This window comes from Catellatospora chokoriensis, assembly GCF_011297315.1.
GTDB classification, from domain to species: domain Bacteria; phylum Actinomycetota; class Actinomycetes; order Mycobacteriales; family Micromonosporaceae; genus Catellatospora; species Catellatospora citrea.
In genome coordinates, this window is record NZ_JAAOTI010000001.1 from 264,084 (window position 1) to 283,518 (window position 19,435).

The window sequence follows — 19,435 nt, forward strand, 5'->3', positions numbered from 1 at the left end:
ATCAGGCGGAAACCATGCAGATCGCGATCATCACCGGGGCCAGTTCCGGCATCGGGCAGAGTGCGGCCGTCCAGCTCGCCAAGCGCGGCACGGGCGTGATCCTGACCTACCGCGGCAACCCGACCGGGGCGCTGGACACGGTGGCGGCCGTCGAGAAGGAGGGCGGCACGGCCGTCGCGCTCCCGCTGGACGTCGGCGACAGCGCGGCCTTCCCGGCCTTCCGCGCCTCGGTCGTCGCCGCGCTGCGCGACACGTGGGGCCGGGACACGTTCGACTACCTGGTCAACAACGCCGGTTTCGGGCAGATGTCGATGTTCGAGGACACGACCGAGGAGCTGTTCGACACGTTCCTGCGGGTCCTGCTCAAGGGCCCGTACTTCCTGACCCAGGCCATGCTGCCGCTGCTGGCCGACGGCGGCGCGATCGTCAACGTGGCCAGCAACTCGGCGCTGCTGTCCGGTATGGAGCCCGGCTACTCCGCGTACGCCTCGATGAAGGGCGGGCTGCTGGTGCTGACGCGATACCTGGCCAAGGAACTGAGTCCGCGCGGCATCCGGGTCAACGCCGTCTCCCCCGGCCCGACCCGCACCGGCATCGCCGACTGGGACCAGCACGCCGAGGCGATCACCGCGATCACCGCCCGGACCGCGCTCGGCCGGATGGGCGAACCCGACGACATCGGTGTGCTGATCGCGGCTCTGCTCGGGACCGAGGGCCGCTGGGTCACCGGCCAGAACATCGAGGTCGCGGGCGGCTACAACCTCTGACGGCAGACGTGCCGGGAGCCCGCGCGCCGCGCCGGAGCTCCCGGCACGCCCGTCAGATCAGAGCCGGCACCGTGCCGAACGCCGAATCACGCAGGCGTACCGCGTCCTGGCTGGGCGGAGCGCCGAACTGGCGGCGGTACTCGCGGCTGAACTGCGACGCGCTGTCGTAGCCGACCCGCGCGCCGACGCCGGTCACGTCGCCGGGGTTCGTGGCCAGCAGCAGCCGGGCCTCCTGCAGCCGGATCTGCTTCTGGAACTGGATCGGGCTCATCGCGGTCACCGCCTGGAAGTTGCGGTAGAACGCGGACACGCTCATCCCGGCCAGCTGCGCCACCTCCTCGACCCGGAACGCCTGCGCGTAGTGCTCGCGGATCCACCGGACCGCCCGCGCGACATGGGTGAGGCTGCTGTCGGCCAGGCCGAGCTGGCGTACGACGGAGCCCTGCTCGCCCGTGATCAGCCGCCACAGGATCTCGCGCTTGATCAGCGGCGCGAGCACGGCCGCGTCGCGGGGCCGGTCCAGCAGGCGCAGCAGGCGGATCACCGCGTCCACCAGCTCGTCGGGCGCGTCGCTGACGGCCAGGGCCGACGGCGTGCCCGCAGCCGCGGGCGGCATGTCCCCGGGGCCGGCCTGCAGCAGCAGTTCCGCCACGGTGGCCGGGTGCAGGACCAGGCCGAAGCCCAGCGCGGGCCGGTCGGGGCTGGCCTTGGTGAAGTGGCCGGTGACCGGCAGGTCGACCGAGGCGACGAGGTACTGGCCGGCGCGGTACTCGTACACCCGGTCGCCGAGTGCGATGCGCTTCGCGCCCTGGGCGATGAGGGCCATGACACTGCCGGTCATCGACGGCGCGGGCTGGCTCTGCCGGTCGACCTTCGAGACGAGCACGCCCTCGATCGCGGTGCTCATGTCGGGCCGGGCGTGCCGATCCAGCAACGCACGCAGCTCAGCAAGACCCATGCACCGATTGAAGCACGCACCGCCGGCGTGCCGGTGCCTCCATGATCTGTTTTTGTGGACGCTGAATGTCGCTATAGCAACACCTAGCGTCCACAAAAACAGATCATGGCCGGTGACAACGTCACCGATGACCTTCTCGCCCTGGCCAATCCAGGCAATCGACGCGCTTCATCCCCGGCATCCGCCGACCAAGCCGCGGTCATCGAACCCGCCTCACCAGGTCATGATCGCTGAACTTGCCGGGCACCTGTGCGAATCAACGTGCAAGATACGCACAGGTGCCCGGCAAGTCGGATGCCCTTGGACGCGACCTTGGTCGGGCGGTGGGCCGGGTCAGGCCGTGGCGGCCTTCATGCGCTCGCGGAGGGTGCGCGGGCGCAGGTCGGTCCAGTGGGTCTCGACGTAGGCGAGGCACGCCTCGCGGGTGTCCTCGCCGAACACGGTGCGCCAGCCCGCCGGGACGGCCGCGAACGCGGGCCACAGCGAGTGCTGGTCCTCGTCGTTGACGAGCACGAGGTAGCGGCCGTCGGCGTCTTCGAACGGGTTGGTCATTGCTTCATCTCCTGAACATCGGTGCCGGCCGCGGCCGGCGGGAACTCTGCGAGCGGGGCGAGCCCCGACAGGGTCGTCACGGGCGACGCCACCGCCGCGGTGAGCACGCCCACCAGGTCGGCGGCGATCCGCTGTGCGGTGGCCCGGTCGAAGCGGGCCGTGGCGTACTCCAGCTCCACGTGCACCGGGCTGTCCCCGGCGGGCTCGTAGAAGCTGACGGTGAGCTCGGCGCGCACGGTGCCGGTCGGGATCTGGTCGAAGCGCAGCACGCCGTCGCCGAGGCGGGCCTCCTCGTGGTGCACCACCATCACCCGCGGCCCGTCGACGCCCGGCGCGACGGCGTCGAGCACGGTCGCGAACGGCACGTCCTGGTGGTCAAGCGCGGCCAGGTCGGTCGCCCGGACCCGGTCGAGCAGCGCGCGGAACGTCGGGTCGCCGGAGGTGTCGGTGCGCATGACGACGGTGTTGTAGAAGCATCCGGCCAGGTCGGTCAGCGCTTCCTCGGTCCGGCCCGCGACCAGGCTGCCGACGGGCAGGTCCGTGCCGCAGCCGTACCCGGTGAGCAGGGTCGCGAACGCGGCCTGCACCACCATGAACATGCTGGTGCCGGTGCGGCGGGCCAGCTCGTCGATGCCGCGGTGCAGGTCGGTGTCGAGCAGGAACTCGACCGTCTCGCCGCGCCGCGACACGCCCCCGTCGCGGGCACGGTCGGCGCGCAGGTCCAGGTCCGGCATCCCCGCCAGGGTGTCGCGCCAGTACGCCAGCTGCCGCGCGTGCCTGCTCGCCGGGTCCTGCGGGTCGCCCAGCAGGGCGTACGCCCACCGCGTGTAGTCGGCGTAGTCGACCGGCAGCGACTGCCAGTCCGGAGCCGCTCCCCGCTGCCGTGCCTGGTAGGCGGTCGCCAGGTCGCGCAGCAGCGGGACCACCGACCACTCGTCCACGCCCAGGTGGTGGGTGGTGAGCAGGAGCGCCCGCTGTGGCGTGCCGTGCTCGTCGGCGCCGATGACCAGGCGCGCCCGCAGCGGCGGACGCTCGGTCAGGTCGACGGTCTCCCGGGCCAGGGCGTCGAGGCGCCGAGCGAGGGGGGTTCCGTCGTCGGCGACCGGTTCGAGCACGCGTTCGCCGAGCACGCAGCGCAGCGTGCCGTCGGAGCCGGTCACGGTGTGCAGCGGCTGATGCCGCGTGATCACGTCCCGCAGGGCCGCTTCCAACGCCACCACGTCCAGTTCGGAGGCGGGCACCGCGAACGCGATGTCCCAGCCCGGCCGGTCCACGACCCGGTGCAGCCCCCACGGGTGCAGCTGCACCGGCGCGAGCCGATCGGCAAGCCCGCCAGTGCCGCCCTGGCCAGTGCCGCCCTGAACGGTGCTGTCGCGGCCGGTGGCCTTGCCTGTGCCGAGTGGGTCGACGGTGGTCGACACGGCGCGGACCAGCTGCGGGCGGTCGCCCGCGACGGCGCGGTCGAGGCGTTCGGCCAGCTCGGCGACGGTCGGGGCGTCGAAGACGTCCCGGATCGCGAGGTCAGCGCCGAGCGCGGTGCGCACGCGGCCGATCAGGCGCATCGAGGCCATGGAGTGGCCGCCCAGGTGGAAGAAGTTGTCGTGGATGCCGACCTCGGGCAGGCCGAGGACCTCGGCGAACAGTTCCGCCAGCTGGTGCTGTCGGGCCGTGACCGGCTTGGCGTCACCGGCCAGCGAGCCCCAGTCCGGCGCGGGCAGCGCCCGGCGGTCGACCTTGCCGTTCGGGTTGACCGGCAGCGGCCCGTCGAGCACCGCGACCAGCGACGGCACCATGTACTCGGGCAGCACCGCGCCGACGTGGGCGCGCAGCACGGCCGGGTCGGCGGGGCCGTCGGGCGACACGTACGCGACGAGCCTGGTGGTGTCGCCGGTGCGGTCGGCCACCACGGCGGCCTGCCGTACGGTCTCGTGCCCGGCGAGCACCGCCTCGATCTCCCCGGGCTCGATCCGGAAGCCGCGGATCTTCACCTGGTTGTCGGACCGGCCCAGGAAGTCGATGTTGCCGTCGGCCTGCCAGCGGGCCCGGTCGCCGGTGCGGTACATGCGCGCCCCCGGCCCGGCGAAGGGGTCGGCGACGAAGCGCTGCGCGGACAGGCCCGGCTTGCCGAGGTAGCCGCGGGCCAGGCCGCGACCGCCGACGTACAGCTCACCGACGACGCCTACCGGCACCGGCCGCAGCCACTCGTCGAGGATGTAGGCCAGGGTGTTCGGGTCGGGGCGGCCGATCGGCACCGGCGCGTCCCACTCGGGCACGGCCCGCCACAGGGTCGAGTTGACCGTGGCCTCGGTGAGGCCGTACGCGGCGAACAGGTTCAGGTGCCCGGCCCAGCGGTTGATCAGGCCGGCGGGCACCGTCTCCGTGCCGACCAGCACGCACAGCCCCGCAGGCAGGTCGGCGTCGGGCGGCAGGATGGAGACCAGCGACGGCGGCAGGATCGCGTGGGTGACCCCGTGGGCGTACAGCAGCTCGGACAGCGCCGCCCCGGGCGTGCGGGCCTCGTCGGGCGTGATGACCAGCGCGGCCCCGGTGCACAGCGCCATCGACACCTCGAACGCGAACACGTCGAAGCCGATCGAGGCGAACTGCAGCACCCGGCTGTCCGCGGTGACTCCCATCGGGTCGACCGCGGTCTCGACCAGGCTGCCGATGCCCTCATGCGACACCGTCACGCCCTTGGGGCGGCCGGTGGAGCCGGAGGTGTAGATGACGTACGCGGCGTGGTCCAGGCCATGCGGCGCGGGCAGCACCGGGCGCACCGGGGTCACCTCGGTGATGTCGTCGAGCACCAGCACCGGCGCGGCCGTCTCCGGCAGCAGGCCCTTGGCCTTGCCGGTGGTCACCACCAGCGCCGCGCCGGAGTCCTCGATCATGTACGCGAGGCGGTCGGCCGGGTGGTTGAGGTCCAGCGGCAGGAACGCGGCGCCCAGCCGGTTGACGGCGAGCACGGTCACGATGGTCTCCAGCGAGCGGGGCACGGCGACGCCGACCACGCTCTCGGGGCGTACGCCCTGGTGGGCCAGGACCCGCGCGAGCCGCCCGGCGCGGGCGGCCAGCTCCACGTAGGACACCTCGCGCTCGCCGTCGATGACCGCGACGGCCTCCGGGGCCCGCGCCACCCGCAGCGCGAACGCCTCGGGCAGGGTCAGCTCGGCCACCGGCCGCGCGGTCGCGTTGAACCCGCGCAGCACCTGGTCGAACTCGCTGTCGACGAACAGGTCCAGGTCGGCCAGCGGCTGGTCCGGTGCGGCGCAGACCGCCTCGGCCAGGCGCGCCAGCCGCCGCCCGAGCAGCTCGACCGTGCCCCGGTCGAACAGCGCGCTGCGGTAGGTGAGCAGGCACTCCAGCTCGCCGTCCGCACCGTCGAGCAGCTCCACGACCAGGTCGAACCGGGCGGTCGTGGTGTCCAGCGGCTCGTCGGCGACCGCCAGCCCGGCCAGACCGGACCAGTCGCCGGTGTGGTTGCGGTGCACCACCATCACCTGGAACAGCGGGTTGCGACCCGGCGAGCGGGCCGGGTTGACCGCCTCCACGACCGCGTCGAACGGCACATCCGCGTTGGCGAACGCGGCCAGGTCGGTCTCCCGCACCCGGGCCAGCAGCTCGGTGAACGACGGCGACCCGGTCAGGTCGGTGCGCAGCACCAGCGTGTTGACGAAGAACCCGACGAGGTCGTCCAGGCCCTCCTCGCCCCGGCCCGCGATGGGCGCGCCGAGCGGCAGGTCGTCGCCCGCGCCGACGCGGTGCAGCAGCGCCGCCGTCAGCGCGTGCGCGGTCATGAACATGCTCGCGCCGGACCGGGCGGCCAGCTCCCGCAGGCCCGCGGCCACGGGTGCGGGCAGGCCGAGGGAGATCGAGCCGCCGTGGGCGTCCGGCGCCGCCGGGCGGGCCCGGTCGGTGGGCAGGGTCAGCTCCTCGGGTGCCCCGGCCAGGGTCTTTGTCCAGTACGTGAGCTGCCTGGCGGCGAGGCTGGCCGGGTCGGCCGGGTCGCCGAGCAGGTCACGCTGCCAGAGCGTGTAGTCGGCGTACTGCACCGGCAGCGGCGTCCAGTCCGGGGCATGCCCGGCGAGGCGGGCCTCATAGGCGGTGGCCAGGTCGCGCAGGAACGGGCCGTCGGACCACTCGTCGGTCGCGATGTGGTGCAGCAGCAGCGCCAGCACGTGCTCGTCCGGCCCGGCCTCGATCAGCGCGCCGCGCAGCGGCAGCTCACCGCTCAGGTCGAACGGCCGCGCCAACACCTCGTCGATCAGCTGCGCCACGGTCGACGCGGGGGCCGTGACCAGGTCCAGCACCGGCCGGGCCTGGTCGGCGGGCAGGATGCGCTGGTGCGGCTCGCCCTCGACCGTGGTGAACACGGTGCGCAGGGACTCGTGCCGGGCGACCACGTCGTGCAGCGCGTCGTGCAGCGCGGCCCGGTCCAGCGGGCCGCGCAGGCGCACGACCAGCGGGAAGTTGTACGCCGCCGACGGACCGGCGAGCTGGTCCAGCAGCCACAGCCGCTGCTGTGCCGCCGACAGCGGCAGCTCGCCCTCGCGAGGACGGGCCACCAGCTCGGCCCGCGCAGTGGCTGCCGCCGGGTCGATCCGGGCGGCGAGCTGCGCCACCGTCGGGGCCTCGAACAGGTCCCGGATGGACAGCTGCGCGCCGAGCGCGGTGCGGGCCCGGCTGACCAGGCGGATCGCCAGCAGCGAGTGGCCGCCCAGGTCGAAGAAGCTGTCCTCGACGCCGACCGCGGGCAGGCCCAGCAGCTGCGCGAACAGCTCGCACAGGGTCTGCTCGGCGGGTGTGGCCGGCGGGCGGCTCGCCGCGCCGGTGGCCACGGTCGCCTTCGGCAGGGCGCGTACGTCGAGCTTGCCGTTGACGGTCAGCGGCAGCCGCTCCACCGCCATCAGGGCCGCGGGCACCATGTAGTCGGGCAGCGTGCGCTTGAGGTGTTCCCGCAGCGCGGGCAGCACGACCTCGTCGGTGCCGTCCCAGCCGGGGCCGCGTACGACGTAACCGGCCAGCCGCTTCGCGCCGTCGCCGGAGCTGTCCACGATCACCGCCGCGTGCGCGACGGCCCGGTGGGTGCCCAGCGCCGACTCGATCTCGCCCAGCTCGACCCGGTACCCGCGGATCTTGACCTGGTCGTCGGTGCGGCCGAGGAAGTCGATGTTCCCGTCCGCGCGGCGGCGCACCAGGTCACCGGTGCGGTACATGCGCTCGCCCGGTGCGCCGAACGGGTCGGCGACGAAACGCTCGGCGGTCAGGTCCGGGCGCAGGTGGTAGCCGCGGGCCAGGCCGACGCCGGCGATGTACAGCTCACCGGGTGAGCCGGGCGGCACCTCGCGCAGCATCGCGTCGAGCACGTACGCCCGGGTGTTCCAGATCGGCGCGCCGACGGTCGGGGTGTCGCTGTCGAGGGTGCCGCCGCCGAGGGTGTTGATGGTGTACTCGGTCGGCCCGTACAGGTTGTAGCCCAGCGTGCCGGGGGTGTCGCGCAGCGCGGCCCAGACCGCGTCGGAGACGGCCTCGCCGCCGAGCAGCACCAGCGGCGGCCGGTGCCGGCCCGGCCCGTCGGCCAGCAGCCCCTCCTCGATCAGGTGCTGGGCGTAGGTCGGGGTCACGTTGACGACGTCGATGCCGTGCCGGTCGCAGTACGCCACCAGCGCGGGCGCGTCGCGGCGCAGCTGCTCGTCGCAGACGTGCACCTCGTGGCCCTCGACCAGCCAGAGCAGCTCCTCCCACGACATGTCGAAGGCGAACGACACGGTGTGCGCGACCTTCAGGCGGCGTCCGCCCGCGGCCTCGATCACCGGGTTGAAGATCGCCTCCCGGTGGTTGAGCTGCATGTTCGTCAAGCCGCGGTACGCCGTGACGACACCCTTCGGGCGGCCCGTCGACCCCGACGTGAAGATCAGGTATGCGGGGTGGTCCAACCGCCCGGCCACTCCGGGCGCGAACAGCGGCCGCTCCGCGTCCGCCAGGTCCCCTCCCGCGTGGGCGGCCAGCTCGGCGCGGGTGTCCGCGTCGTCCAGCAGCACCAGGTTCGCCAGGCCGCCCGGCAGGCGGTCGGCGACCGTGGACGTGCTCAGCACGCACATCGGCAAGGTGTCCTCGATCATGAAACCGAGGCGCTCGACGGGCAGGTCCAGTTCCAGCGGCAGGTACGCCGCACCGGTGCGCAGCACCGCGAACAGCGCCACCACCATGTCCACGGTGCGCGGCAGCGCCAGGCCCACCACCGTCTCCGGGCCTGCGCCACGGGACAGCAGCAGCCGCGCCATCCGGTTGATCCGCGCGTCGAACTCGGCGTAGGTCAGCGTGAGCGCCCCGTCGACCAGCGCGGTCACGTCCGGCGTCCGGGCGGCCTGCTCGGCGAGCAGGTCGGCGACGGTCAGCTCGCCGATGTCGTGCTCGGTCCGCGCCCACTCTGCCGTCTGTGCGGACCGCTCCTCGGCCAGCAGCAGGTCCAGCCCCCGCACCGGCGCGTCCACGTCGGACACGAGCCGGTCGAGCATCGTCAGCAGCCGGTCCAGCACCGCCTGGGCGGCCGGGCCGTCCACGATGTCGGGCCGGTGGTCGAGCGCCACCCGGATGGCCCGCTGCGGCGTCACCTCCAGCGTCAGCGGGTAGTGCGTGGCGTCGACGCCGTCGACGGCCTCGATGCCGTGCCGGGCGCGCAGGTCGGCGCTGCCGTCCTCGTCCACGAAGTTCTGCAGCACGTAGAGGGTGTCGAACAGGGTCGCGTGCCCGCTGCCGCGCTGCACCTGGCCCAGGCCGACGTGGTCGTACGGCATCAGCGCCAGGCGCTGCTCCTGCACCCGGGCCAGCAGGTCGCCGACCCGCTCGCCGGGCGCCGGTGCGATCCGCATGGCGACGGTGTTCAGGAACAGGCCGATGACTTCCTCGACCCCTTCGACGTCGCTGTGCCGCCCGGCGACGGTCATGCCGAACACCGCGTCCGGGCGGCCGGTCAGCGCGCCCAGGGTCAGGCCCCACGCGGTGGTCAGCACCGTGTTCAAGGTCAGCCCGTGCGCCTGCGCCACCTGGCGGACCCGGTCGCTGATCTGCTCGGGCAGCACGGCCTCGACGCGCTGCGGCACGGCCGGGGCCGGGATGCGGTCCGCCGGGCCGATCAGCGTCGGCTCGGCCAGTCCCGCCAGCGCTTCGCGCCACGCGGCCGCGGCCACCTGCTCGTCCTGGGCGGCCAGCCATGCCAGGTGATCACGGTACGAGCCCGGCACCGGCAGCCCGGTCGCGTCCGCGTCCCGCTCGTACAGGGTGAACAGCTGCTCGACGAACAGCTCCTCGGACCAGCCGTCCCACAGGATCAGGTGGTGCGTGATGACGAGCCGGTCGCGGCCGCTCGGCATCCGGATCAGCAGCATCCGGCACAGCGGCGGCCGGGCCAGGTCGAACCGGGCGACCCGGTCGGCGGCCGTCAACTCCGCGGTACGCGCCGCGGCCTGCTCCTCGCTCAGGTCCGACAGGTCGGCCTCGGTCAGCGGCAGATCGAGGTCGTCGGCCACGAACTGCACCGGCCTCGGCAGCCCCTCGCTGGTGAACCCCGCCCGCATCGCCGTGTTCCGGCCCAGCAACACCCGCCCGGCCCGCCGCAGCCGCTCCCCGTCGACCCGGTAGCCCAGGTCGAACGTGTCCTGTCCGGTGTAGACGTCCAGCGTCGCCGTGTCATAACTGGCGTGGAAGAACAACCCTTCCTGCAGCGGCGACAACGGCCACACCTCAGACACCGGCCCCGGGCTGACCACCGCCAGCCGCCGCATCTCCTCCGCTGTCATCTCCAACAGCGGCCCCGACGGGTCCGCGCCTGCAGTTTCGCGGAAACTGCGTGAAAGCGGTCCGTCATTCGTGCTGTTTCCCTGCAACTGCACGTCGCCTGCGGCGGTCGCCAGCGCGGTCAGGGCGTCGTGCCAGAAGGTGGCGAGGTCGGTGAGGTCGGTGTCGGAGAGGGTGCCCGAGGGCCAGGTCCAGGTGGTGGTGAGAGTGGTGCCGTGTGGGCCCTCGGCGGCGACGATGTCGAGCTGGAGCAGGTGGGTTGCGGGCAGGCCGCCGTTGAGCGGGGTGATCGCGGCGGATTCCGGCGCGGGTGACCACGGCGCGCCGGTCGCCGCCGGGAAGCGGCCGAAGTAGTTGAACAGCACCTGCGGCGAGGCGAGGCGGGCCAGCAGAGGTGCGGTCTGCGCGTTGAGGTGGCGCAGCATGCCGTGGCCGATGCCGCCGTCGGGCACCGCCCGCACCCGCTCACCGACGGCCGCGATCAGCGCGGCCGGGTCGGCGCCGGCGACCGGCAGCCGGACCGGCTGCACGCTGGTGAACCAGCCGACGGTACGGGACAGGTCCAGGTCAGGTTCCACCTGCTCACGCCCGTGGCGCTCCACATCGACGAGCAGCTCGCCTGCTACCCGGCCGTGCCGCTCCTGCCAGCCGCGCACCGCGGTGGCCAACGCGGCCAGCAGCCCGTCGGTGATCTCCCCGCCGAGCGCGGGCACCGCCGCCAGCAGCGACGCGGTCACGTCCGCGGGCAGCGTAGTGGTCCGGCTGGCGACGGCCTCGGCTGCGGTCACGCCCGGCAGCAGGTCCGCGCAGGGGGCGAGGGTGCGCGCCCAATGCTCCAGCTCGGCAAGGCGCTGCGGCTGCTGGGCCTGGGCCGTGACGACCTGCCCGAACCTGCGCAGTGAGGTGTCCACCGGCGGCAATGCCGCGGCGACGCCCGAGGTGGCCGCCTGCCAGGCGGTGGCCAGGTCCTCGAACAGGATGCGCCAGGACACGCCGTCGACGGCGAGGTGGTGCACCGCCAGCAGGAGGCGACCCGGACGGTCGCCCGCGTCGAACCAGACCGCGCGCAGCATCGTGCCCGCGTCGGGGTCGAGCAGCGCGGTGGCCGTCGCGGCGTGCTCGGCCAGCAGGCCGGGCAGTGCGCCGTCGTCCACCCCGGACACGTCCACGCGGACCAGAAGGTCCGTTGCGGTCAACGTGTCGGCGGGCTCGGTGCGCAGCGTCCACAGCACGGACGCGATGCGCTGCAGCCGCAGCCGCAGGACGTCATGGTGGTCGACCACGGTCTGCAGCGTCGCCGCGATGGACCGCCGGTCCGCCCCGGCAGGAGTGACCAGCAGCATCGGCAGCGTGAACCGGTCGATCGCCGCGCCGCTGTCACGCAGCCAGTGCACGATCGGCAGCAACGGCACGTCACCGACGCCGTCACCAGCCGACACGGCTGCCGTTGTGCCGGACGTCTCGGTGTGCGGCGACATCCCGGATGTCGTGGCCACATCAGCCGTGGCGCGGGGCGGCGGCTGGACGCCTGCCGCCGCGGCGACTTCGGCCAGGCGGCGCGGGGTGCGGGCGCCGAGCACGTCGCGCGGGCTGACCGGCAGTCCGGCCCGGCGGGCGCGGCTGGACACCCCGATGGACAGGATGCTGTCGCCGCCGAGGGCGAAGAAGTCGTCGTCCGGCCCGACCGCCACGCCCCCGAGGACCGCCCCGACGATCTCGCACAGCGTCGCGACCGGTCCGGTCACGGCCGCGCCGGTGATCGTCGGAGTTGCCTGGCACTCGTGCGTATCCTGGGCGTGCTTTCGCCCACATGCCTGGCAAGTCGGGTGATCGAGGAACGTCGGCCTCGGCGAGGCCGGGTGATCGAGGGACGACGGCCTGGGTGGCGTCGGGACGGGCAGGGCGGCGCGGTCGAGTTTGCCGCTGGCGGTGCGCGGGAGGGCGTCGAGCACGACGAACGCGGCGGGAACCAGGGCCGGGGGCAGCGCGGACGTGGCAGCGTCGCGCAGGGCGGCCGGGTCGAGCGCGCGTCCGGCGGCCGGGACCGCGTAGGCGACGAGCTGGACACCGGGACCGTCGGCGCGGGCGATCACAGCGGCCTGGACGACGTCGGGGCGGCTGGTCAGCCACGACTCGACGTCGGCCGGGTCGATGCGTACACCCCGGATCTTGATCTCGTGGTCGGTGCGGGCCAGGTAGGTCAGCGTGCCGTCGGCGTCGCGGAGGACCAGGTCGCCGGTGCGGTACATGCGCTCGCCTGGCGCACCGGCCGGGTCCGCGACGAACCGCGACGCGGTCAGCGCGGCACGGCCCAGGTAGCCGCGGGCCAGCTGCGCGCCGGAGACGTACAGCTCGCCGGGCACGCCGGCGGGCACCGGGCGCAGGCAGTCGTCGAGCACGTGCAGCCCGGTGCCGGCGACCGGGCCGCCGATCGGCACGGCCGCGCCGTGCTCCCCGCCGTTCGGCCACCAGGTGACCTGCACCGCGGTCTCGGTGGGCCCGTAGAAGTTGTCCAGGCGGGTGCCGGTCGCCTGCGCCCAGCGCCGGGCCAGGTCACCGGTCAGCGCCTCGCCGCCGCAGGAGACCCAGCGCAGGTCGCGGGCCCACGAGGTGTCGGCGAGCACGTCGTCGGCGAGCAGGAACGCCTCCGCCATGGACGGCACGAACGTCGCGGCGCTGACCCGGTGGGCGCGCATGAGCGCGGCCAGCTCGGCGGGGTCGTGCTGCGCGCCGGGCTCCGGCAGCACCACCGCCGCACCGGCGGTCAGCGGCCAGAACAGCTCCCACACCGAGGCGTCGAAGGTGGCCGGGGCGAGCTGCAGCATCCGGTCGGCGGTGTGCAGCCCGAAGGTGCGCTGCGACCACTCCAGCTGGTTGCCGATCGCCCGGTGGGTGACCAGCACGCCCTTGGGCCGGCCGGTGGAGCCGGAGGTGTAGATGACGTACGCGGGGTGCTCGGGGTCGACGGCGACGGGTGTGCCCGCGATCTCGTCGGTCCCGGCCAGCACAAAGGACAGCCCGGCGCGGCGGGGCAGGCGGGAGAGCAGGTCCGGGGTGGTCACCACGGTGGTGGCCCCGGCGTCGGCGAGCACGGCGTCCAGGTTCGGCTGGGCGGGGTCGACCGGCAGGTACGCCGCTCCGGTGTACAGCACGCCGAGCGTGGCGGTGACCTGACGGGCCGAGCGCGGCAGCGCGACGGCGACGACGTGCTCGGGCCCGGCGCCCCGGGCGGTCAGGCGCGCCGCCAGCGCCGCCGCGCGACCGGCCAGCGCGGCATAGGTGAGCTGCTCGTCGGCCGCGATGACGGCGACCGCGTGCGGGGTGCGGGCCGCCTGCGCGGCGACCAGCGCGGCCAGGCCCAGGCCGCTCGTGGTGGCGGGTTCCCCGCGCAGCGGTTCGGGCGCGCCGCCGAGGTCGACGGCACCGGCGGGCAGGTCGGGCGAGGCCAGCACGGCGTCGAGCAGCGCGGGCAGCCCGGTGCGCAGCCGTGCCAGGGCCGCCTCGGGAAGGCGAGCCGGGTCGTACTCGATGACCAGCGAGAGCGCCTCTCCCGGGGTGGCGAGCAGGCTGACCGGGTAGTGCGTGGCCTCGCGGTAGGACACGCCCGCGACCCGTACCGCGCCGGAGGCGTCGCGCAGGTCGCCGTCGGCGGGCAGGTTCTCCACGGTGACGAGGCTGTCGAACAGCTCGCCGCCGCCCGCGAGGCGGGTGATCGCGGTCAGGCCCAGGTGCTGGTGGTCGAGCAGGGCGGTTTGCGACCGCGTGAGCCGGGACAGGATCTCGCGCAGCGGCTCGTGCGGGGCCCAGCTGACCCGGACCGGCACCGTGTTGATGAACAGGCCGATCGTCGACTCGACGCCGGGGGTGTCGCCGTCGCGGCCGGACACGGTGCTGCCGAACAGCACGTCCCGGCGCCCGGTCAGGCGTCCGAGCAGCAGGCCCCAGACGCCGTACAGCAGGGTGCTCGCGGTCACGCCGCACGCCCGCGCGGTCGCGGCCAGCCGCGCGCCCGTGCCGTCGGCGACGGCGACCTCCACCTGATGCGCCTCGGCGGCGTCCGTGGCTGATCCCGTCCGCGCCTGCTCGGCGTCCGGAACGGGCGAACCTGCGGACCCCGGCGCGACGAGCGTAGGGCCATCCACACCGGACAGCGCCGCGCGCCACGCGGCTTCGGCCGCCGCCTGGTCGCGGACCGCCAGGTGGCTCAAGTGCTCGCGGTAGGGCGTCACGGCGGGCAGCCGGACCGTGCCTTCGCCGGTGGTGTACAGCGCCATCAGCTCGCGCAGCGCGACCGTCGCCGACCAGCCGTCCGTGACGATGTGGTGGTGGGTGAAGACCAGCGTGTGCCGGTCGTCGCCGTGGTCGACCAGCAGGTGGCGCACCAGCGGCGCGACGGCCGGGTCGAAGACGTCGGCCTTCTCGTCGGCGAGCAGGTGCGCGAACAGCTCCGCGGCCGCCCCGGCGTCCATCCGCGACAGGTCCACCTGCCGCCACGGTGCGACGGCCGTCGCGGAGACCGCCTGGACGAGTCGGCCGTCGGCCAGCTCGTGGAACGATGCGCGCAGCGGCGCGTGGCGGGCGACGATCGTGTCCACGGCACGGCGGACCGCGTCGGCGTCGACCGGTCCGTGCAGCTCGACGACCTGCTGCACCTGGTAGCTGCCGTCCCCGGCGTACGCGTGGAACAGCAGCCCCTCCTGCAGCGGCGACAGCGGCAGCACGTCGTCGAGCCCCGGCACCAGGGCGGCGAGCCCGTCGACGTCGGCCTGGCACAGCTCGACCAGCGGGAAGTCCGACGGGGTGTGCCCGCCCGCGCCCGGCACGGCGGCGGCCTCGGCCAGCTCGCCGAGCGCGGCGAACCAGCCCTCGGCCAGCTCGCGTACCGCGTCCTCGGTCAGCAGGTCCGCCGGGAACGCCCAGGTGACCCCGAGCGCCGGCCCGTCCGGGCCCTCCTGCGCGAACGCGTTGACCTCCAGCGTGTACGGGGCGACCGGCATCGCGGCGTCGTACCCGCCGGCCAGCATGCCGACGCCCGGCAGCGCGGTGAAGTCACCGGCCTCGTCGACGCCGAAGCGGCCCAGGTAGTTGAAGCTGAGCTGCGGCTGCGGCAGCGCGGCCAGCAGCGGGGCGGTCTCCGGGTTCAGGTGCCGCAGCAGGCCGTATCCGACGCCGTGGTCGGGCAGGGCGCGCAGCCGCTCCTTGACGTGCTGGAGTGCCGCGCCGAGGTCGTCGGGGTCGGGTCCGAGGTCCAGCCGCACCGGGAAGATGCTGGTGAACCAGCCCAGAGTGCGGGACAGGTCCGCGCCGGGCACGACGTCCTCCTCGCGCCCGTGGCCTTCGAGGGCCACCAGCACCGGCGGGGTCGCGGTGTCGCGGGCGGCACGCCACCGGGTGACGGCCACCGCCAGGGCGGTCAGCAGCACGTCGTTGATGCCCGCGTGCCACGTGGCGGGCACGGTGGTCAGCAGTGGCGCGGTCGCCGCGGCGGGCAGGTGCAGGGTGAGGTGGCGCACCGAGGCCAGGTCGCCGACCGGGTCGAGGGCGCGGTGCGACAGCGCCGGGTCGTCGCCGGTGAGCATGCCGGTCCACAGGTCCAGCTCGGCGAGCCGGTCTTCGGCGGCGGCCGTCAGCTGCTGGGCCCAGGTGCGCAGCGGGGTGCCGACCGGGGCGAGGCGGGGCAGGCGTCCCGCGGCGGCGTCGGCGTACGCGGCGGCGATGTCGGGCAGCAGGATGCGCCAGGTGACGCCGTCGACGATCAGGTGGTGCAGCATGACCAGCAGGTGTCCGGCGGCGTCGGCCCCGGCGTCGAGCCAGACGGCCTGGAACATCACGCCGCGAGTCGGGTCGAGCCGCTGCCCGGCCTCGTGCGCGGCCGCGTCCAGGTGCGCGCGGAGCGCGCGGTCGGGCGTGCGGCTCGCCTGCCCGCCGGAGGGCTCGTGGCCGCCGCTTGGCCGCGTGGCCTCGGCTACCTCGCCGGTAGCCGGGCTGTCCGCCGGCACCGACACGGCGGTCAGGTCGACGCGGTGCAGGTGGTCGGCTGCCGGGACGGCACCGGGGGCGGCGACGACGAGCCGTCCGGCCCGGCCGGGCGCGGCCCGGTCCAGCCGGGAGCGCAGCACGTCGTGGCGGTCGGTGACCGCTTGTAGGGCCGCGACCAGGGTCTCCCGGGTCGCCCCGGCGGGCACGCGTACGGCGAGCCACTGGCTGAACGCGTCGATCTCGCCGCCGCAGCCGTCCAGCCAGGACATGATCGGCGTCAGCGGCAGCTCGCCGACCCCGGCGAGGGGGTCGTCCTCGCGGGCCGGGTCGGCCGCGACCGCGACCCGGGCCAGCCGGGCGACGGTGCGCTGCTCGAAGACCTGCCGCGGGGTGACCGTCAGCCCTGCGCGGCGGGCCGCGATGACGAGCTGGATGGACACGATGCTGTCGCCGCCGAGGGCGAAGAAGTCGTCGTCGACGCCGACGCCGGTCAGGCCGAGCACCTGGTCGTACAGGTCGCACAGCAGCTGCTCGCGCGCGTCGCGGGCGGCCTGGCCGCCGGTCAGCGCGGTGAAGTCCGGCGCGGGCAGCGCGGCCCGGTCGAGCTTGCCGCTGGTCGTCACGGGCAGCCGGTCCAGCACGACCACGGCCGCGGGCACCATGTGCTCGGGCAGGAACCCCTGGGCGTACGCCCGCACCTCCGCCGGCGCCGCGGACTGGCCGTCCCGGGCCACCACGTACGCCACGAGCCGGGTGTCGCCGGGCCGGTCCTGGCGCACGACGGCCACGGCCTGGCCGACGGTCTCGTGCTGCAGCAGCACCGACTCGACCTCGCCCAGCTCGACCCGGTACCCGCGGATCTTCACCTGGTCGTCGGCGCGGCCGGTGAAGTCCAGCCGGCCGTCGGGCAGCCAGCGCACCAGGTCACCGGTGCGGTAGAGGCGCTCCCCGGGCGCGCCGAACGGGTCGGCGACGAACCGGGTCGCGGTCAGGCCGGGCCGGTTGAGGTAGCCGCGGGCCAGTCCGGGCCCGCCGAGGTAGAGCTCGCCCAGCTCGCCGACGGGCACCGGGCGCAGCTCGGCGTCGAGCACGTAGCAGCGGGTGCCCGGGTCCGGCCCGCCGATCGGCACGCCGGCCAGCGGGTCCATGTCGGGGTCGCACAGGCCCAGCGTCGAGTTCACGGTCGCCTCGGTCGGGCCGTACGCGTTGAACATCTCCCGGCCGCGGGCGAACCGTGCCACCAGCGCGGTCGAGATGCGCTCGGTGCCTGCCAGCAGGGTCGCGCCCTCGGGCAGGTCGCAGCCCTCCGGCAGGGCGGCCAGCAGCGCCGGGGGCAGGATCATGAAGGTGATGCCGTGGGCGCGGGCGTAGTCGGTCAGCTCCGGTCCGGGCACGCGGCGCTCGGCGGGCAGGACCACCAGCCGGGCCCCGGTGAGCAGGCCCAGGCACAGGTCGAAGAAGGCGACGTCGAAGCTCGGCGAGGCGAACTGCAGCACCCGGCTGTCCGGCCCGACGCCGAGCCGCTTGGTGGCCGTGGCCAGCAGCTTCACCACACCGGCATGGGACACCACGACCCCCTTGGGCCGCCCGGTCGAACCCGACGTGTAGATCACGTACGCGGCCCCGAGCGGGCCCAGCGGCCCGCCGCGCTCCTCATCGGACGGCGTGGTCTCGGCTGACGCGGACAGTTCGGCCTGCACGGAGACGTCGTCGAGCAGCAGCACCGGCACGGCCGACCGCTGCGCCCGGTCCGGCCCGGCGGTCGCCGGGTCGGCCTGCCCCGGCAGGACAGCGGCGAGGTCGACGGTCGTGACCAGGCACACCGGGCGCGCGTCGGCGACCATGTACGCGATGCGGTCGGCCGGGTAGTCCGGGTCCAGCGGCAGGTAGGCCGCACCGGCCTTGATCACGGCCACCTGCGCGACGATCATCTCCGCGGAGCGGGGCAGGCACAGGCCGACCACCCGCTCCGGGCCCGCGCCGCGCGCGAGCAGCGCGTGCGCGAGCCGGTTCGCGGCGGCGTCGAGCTGGCCGTAGGTGAGGCTGGTCTGCTCGTACACCAGCGCGATGGCGTCACGCCGCGCCGCGACCTGGCCGGCGAAGAGTTCCGGCCAGGTCGCGGGTGGTTGGCCGCAGGCGGTGTCGTTCCACGCCACGAGGATGCGGTGCAGTTCCTCGTCCGATACGGGCTGGGACACGGTCTCGGTCACGGGGAGACACCTTTCGGGGGCGGTACGGGTGGCGCGGTGGTAACGGTGGGACGGGGGCTCAGCCGAGCAGCGGGACCAGCTGGTCCAGCGCGTACGGGATGCTCAGCACCGTGCCGAAGGACAGCGCGGCGCCGACCGGCGGCGTCTCGTACGGCAGGAACACGGCCCGGTTCTCCTTGGCCACCTTGAGCGTGGTGTAGACCTTGTCGGCCTTGACGGTCTTCTCGGTGGACGCGTCGGCGGTGAGGAAGACCAGCTTGTCGACGTCGATCAGGTCGAGCCGCTCGGAGCCGATCTCGGCGGCATACTCGCTGCCGGCGGCCTTGACGATGGCCTCCGGCACGGTGAAGCCGAGCTGGGTCAGCAGCACGACCTTCGGGTCGCTGGGCGCGAACACGGCGTACTTGCCCGGCTCGTACGGCTCGACCACGGCCACGGTCTTGCCCGCGAACTGCGGGTTCTTGGCCTTGAGGTCGGCCAGCCGCCGGTCGATCGCGGCGATCAGCTCGGCGGCCTTGGCGGACCGGCCGAGCGCGCGGCCGGCGTGCATGGTCATCTCCTGCCACGGCGCGCTGTAGTCGTCGTAGCCCTTGACCTGCGCCACGGTCGGCGCGATCTGGGTGAGCTTGGTGTACTGCTCCTGGCTCATACCGGAGTACATCCCGATGATCAGGTCGGGGTTCAGCGCCGCGATCTTCTCCAGGTTGTACTCGTCGCGCTCGCCGACGACCTCGGGGGCCTTGCTCCCCCACAGCGGCTGCGCCCACGGCCATTTGCCGTAGGGGCGCTCGCCGAACCAGTCGATCGAGCCGACCGGCACCACGCCGAGGGCGAGCACCGGGTCCTGGTCGCTGAGCCCGAGGGTGACCACGCGGGTCGGGGCCTTGTCGATGACGGTGTCGCCGTACTTGTGCGACACGGTGACGGGAAACGCGGCGCCCTGAGCTGCGGAGCCACCCGGCGCGGGCGTCGCGGCCGGGTCACCGCCGCAGGCGGTGAGGGCCAGCGCGGCCACGGCGAGCGCCGCCGACAGCCGGCCGGTGACCGGCCACAGACGACGTGCGCGCACGGGGCCGACGTGCTTCGGCAGGGTGGACATGACTTCCCCTCGGCTTGGGTGGGCAACTGAGGGGATGGTAAAGTAAGGCTAACCTAATTTCAAGATTCACCGC

General features: G+C 74.2%; 5 protein-coding genes. 1 reads left to right on the forward strand and 4 read right to left on the reverse strand.

Annotation, left to right across the window (positions count from 1 at the left end):
• Positions 1–14 precede the first annotated feature (14 nt).
• A complete protein-coding gene (locus tag HAV39_RS01225; RefSeq protein WP_191837271.1) occupies positions 15–767 on the forward strand; it encodes an SDR family NAD(P)-dependent oxidoreductase in 753 nt (250 codons plus the stop codon).
• 52 nt (positions 768–819) lie between these two features.
• On the opposite strand, the gene HAV39_RS01230 is transcribed toward HAV39_RS01225, so the two are convergent.
• The 4 genes from HAV39_RS01230 to HAV39_RS01245 all read right to left on the reverse strand — a co-directional run bounded on the left by HAV39_RS01230 (position 820) and on the right by HAV39_RS01245 (position 19,362).
• Positions 820–1,725: an AraC family transcriptional regulator gene (locus tag HAV39_RS01230; RefSeq protein ID WP_191837272.1), complete on the reverse strand. Its 906-nt coding sequence runs from the start codon at positions 1,723–1,725 to the stop codon at positions 820–822.
• A gap of 333 nt (positions 1,726–2,058) precedes the next feature.
• Positions 2,059–2,277, reverse strand: coding sequence for an MbtH family protein (locus tag HAV39_RS01235; protein ID WP_191837273.1), 219 nt, complete (start codon positions 2,275–2,277; stop codon positions 2,059–2,061).
• On the reverse strand, positions 2,274–18,263 hold the full coding sequence (locus HAV39_RS01240; protein ID WP_191837274.1) for a non-ribosomal peptide synthetase: 15,990 nt from the start codon (positions 18,261–18,263) through the stop codon (positions 2,274–2,276). The genes HAV39_RS01235 and HAV39_RS01240 overlap by 4 nt, the downstream gene beginning before the upstream one ends.
• 58 nt (positions 18,264–18,321) lie before the next feature.
• The gene (locus tag HAV39_RS01245) at positions 18,322–19,362 is read right to left on the reverse strand and encodes an iron-siderophore ABC transporter substrate-binding protein (RefSeq protein ID WP_191837275.1); all 1,041 of its coding nucleotides are present in this window, start codon (positions 19,360–19,362) and stop codon (positions 18,322–18,324) included.
• Between the last annotated feature and the right edge of the window lie 73 nt (positions 19,363–19,435).

What these genes read in the sequence shown, in the direction of transcription:
- HAV39_RS01235 (WP_191837273.1), bottom strand. Translation starts at nt 2,277, where the DNA reads ATGACCAACCCGTTCGAAGACGCCGACGGCCGCTACCTCGTGCTCGTC.
- HAV39_RS01225 (WP_191837271.1), top strand. Translation starts at nt 15, where the DNA reads ATGCAGATCGCGATCATCACCGGGGCCAGTTCCGGCATCGGGCAGAGT.
- HAV39_RS01245 (WP_191837275.1), bottom strand. Translation starts at nt 19,362, where the DNA reads ATGTCCACCCTGCCGAAGCACGTCGGCCCCGTGCGCGCACGTCGTCTG.
- HAV39_RS01230 (WP_191837272.1), bottom strand. Translation starts at nt 1,725, where the DNA reads ATGGGTCTTGCTGAGCTGCGTGCGTTGCTGGATCGGCACGCCCGGCCC.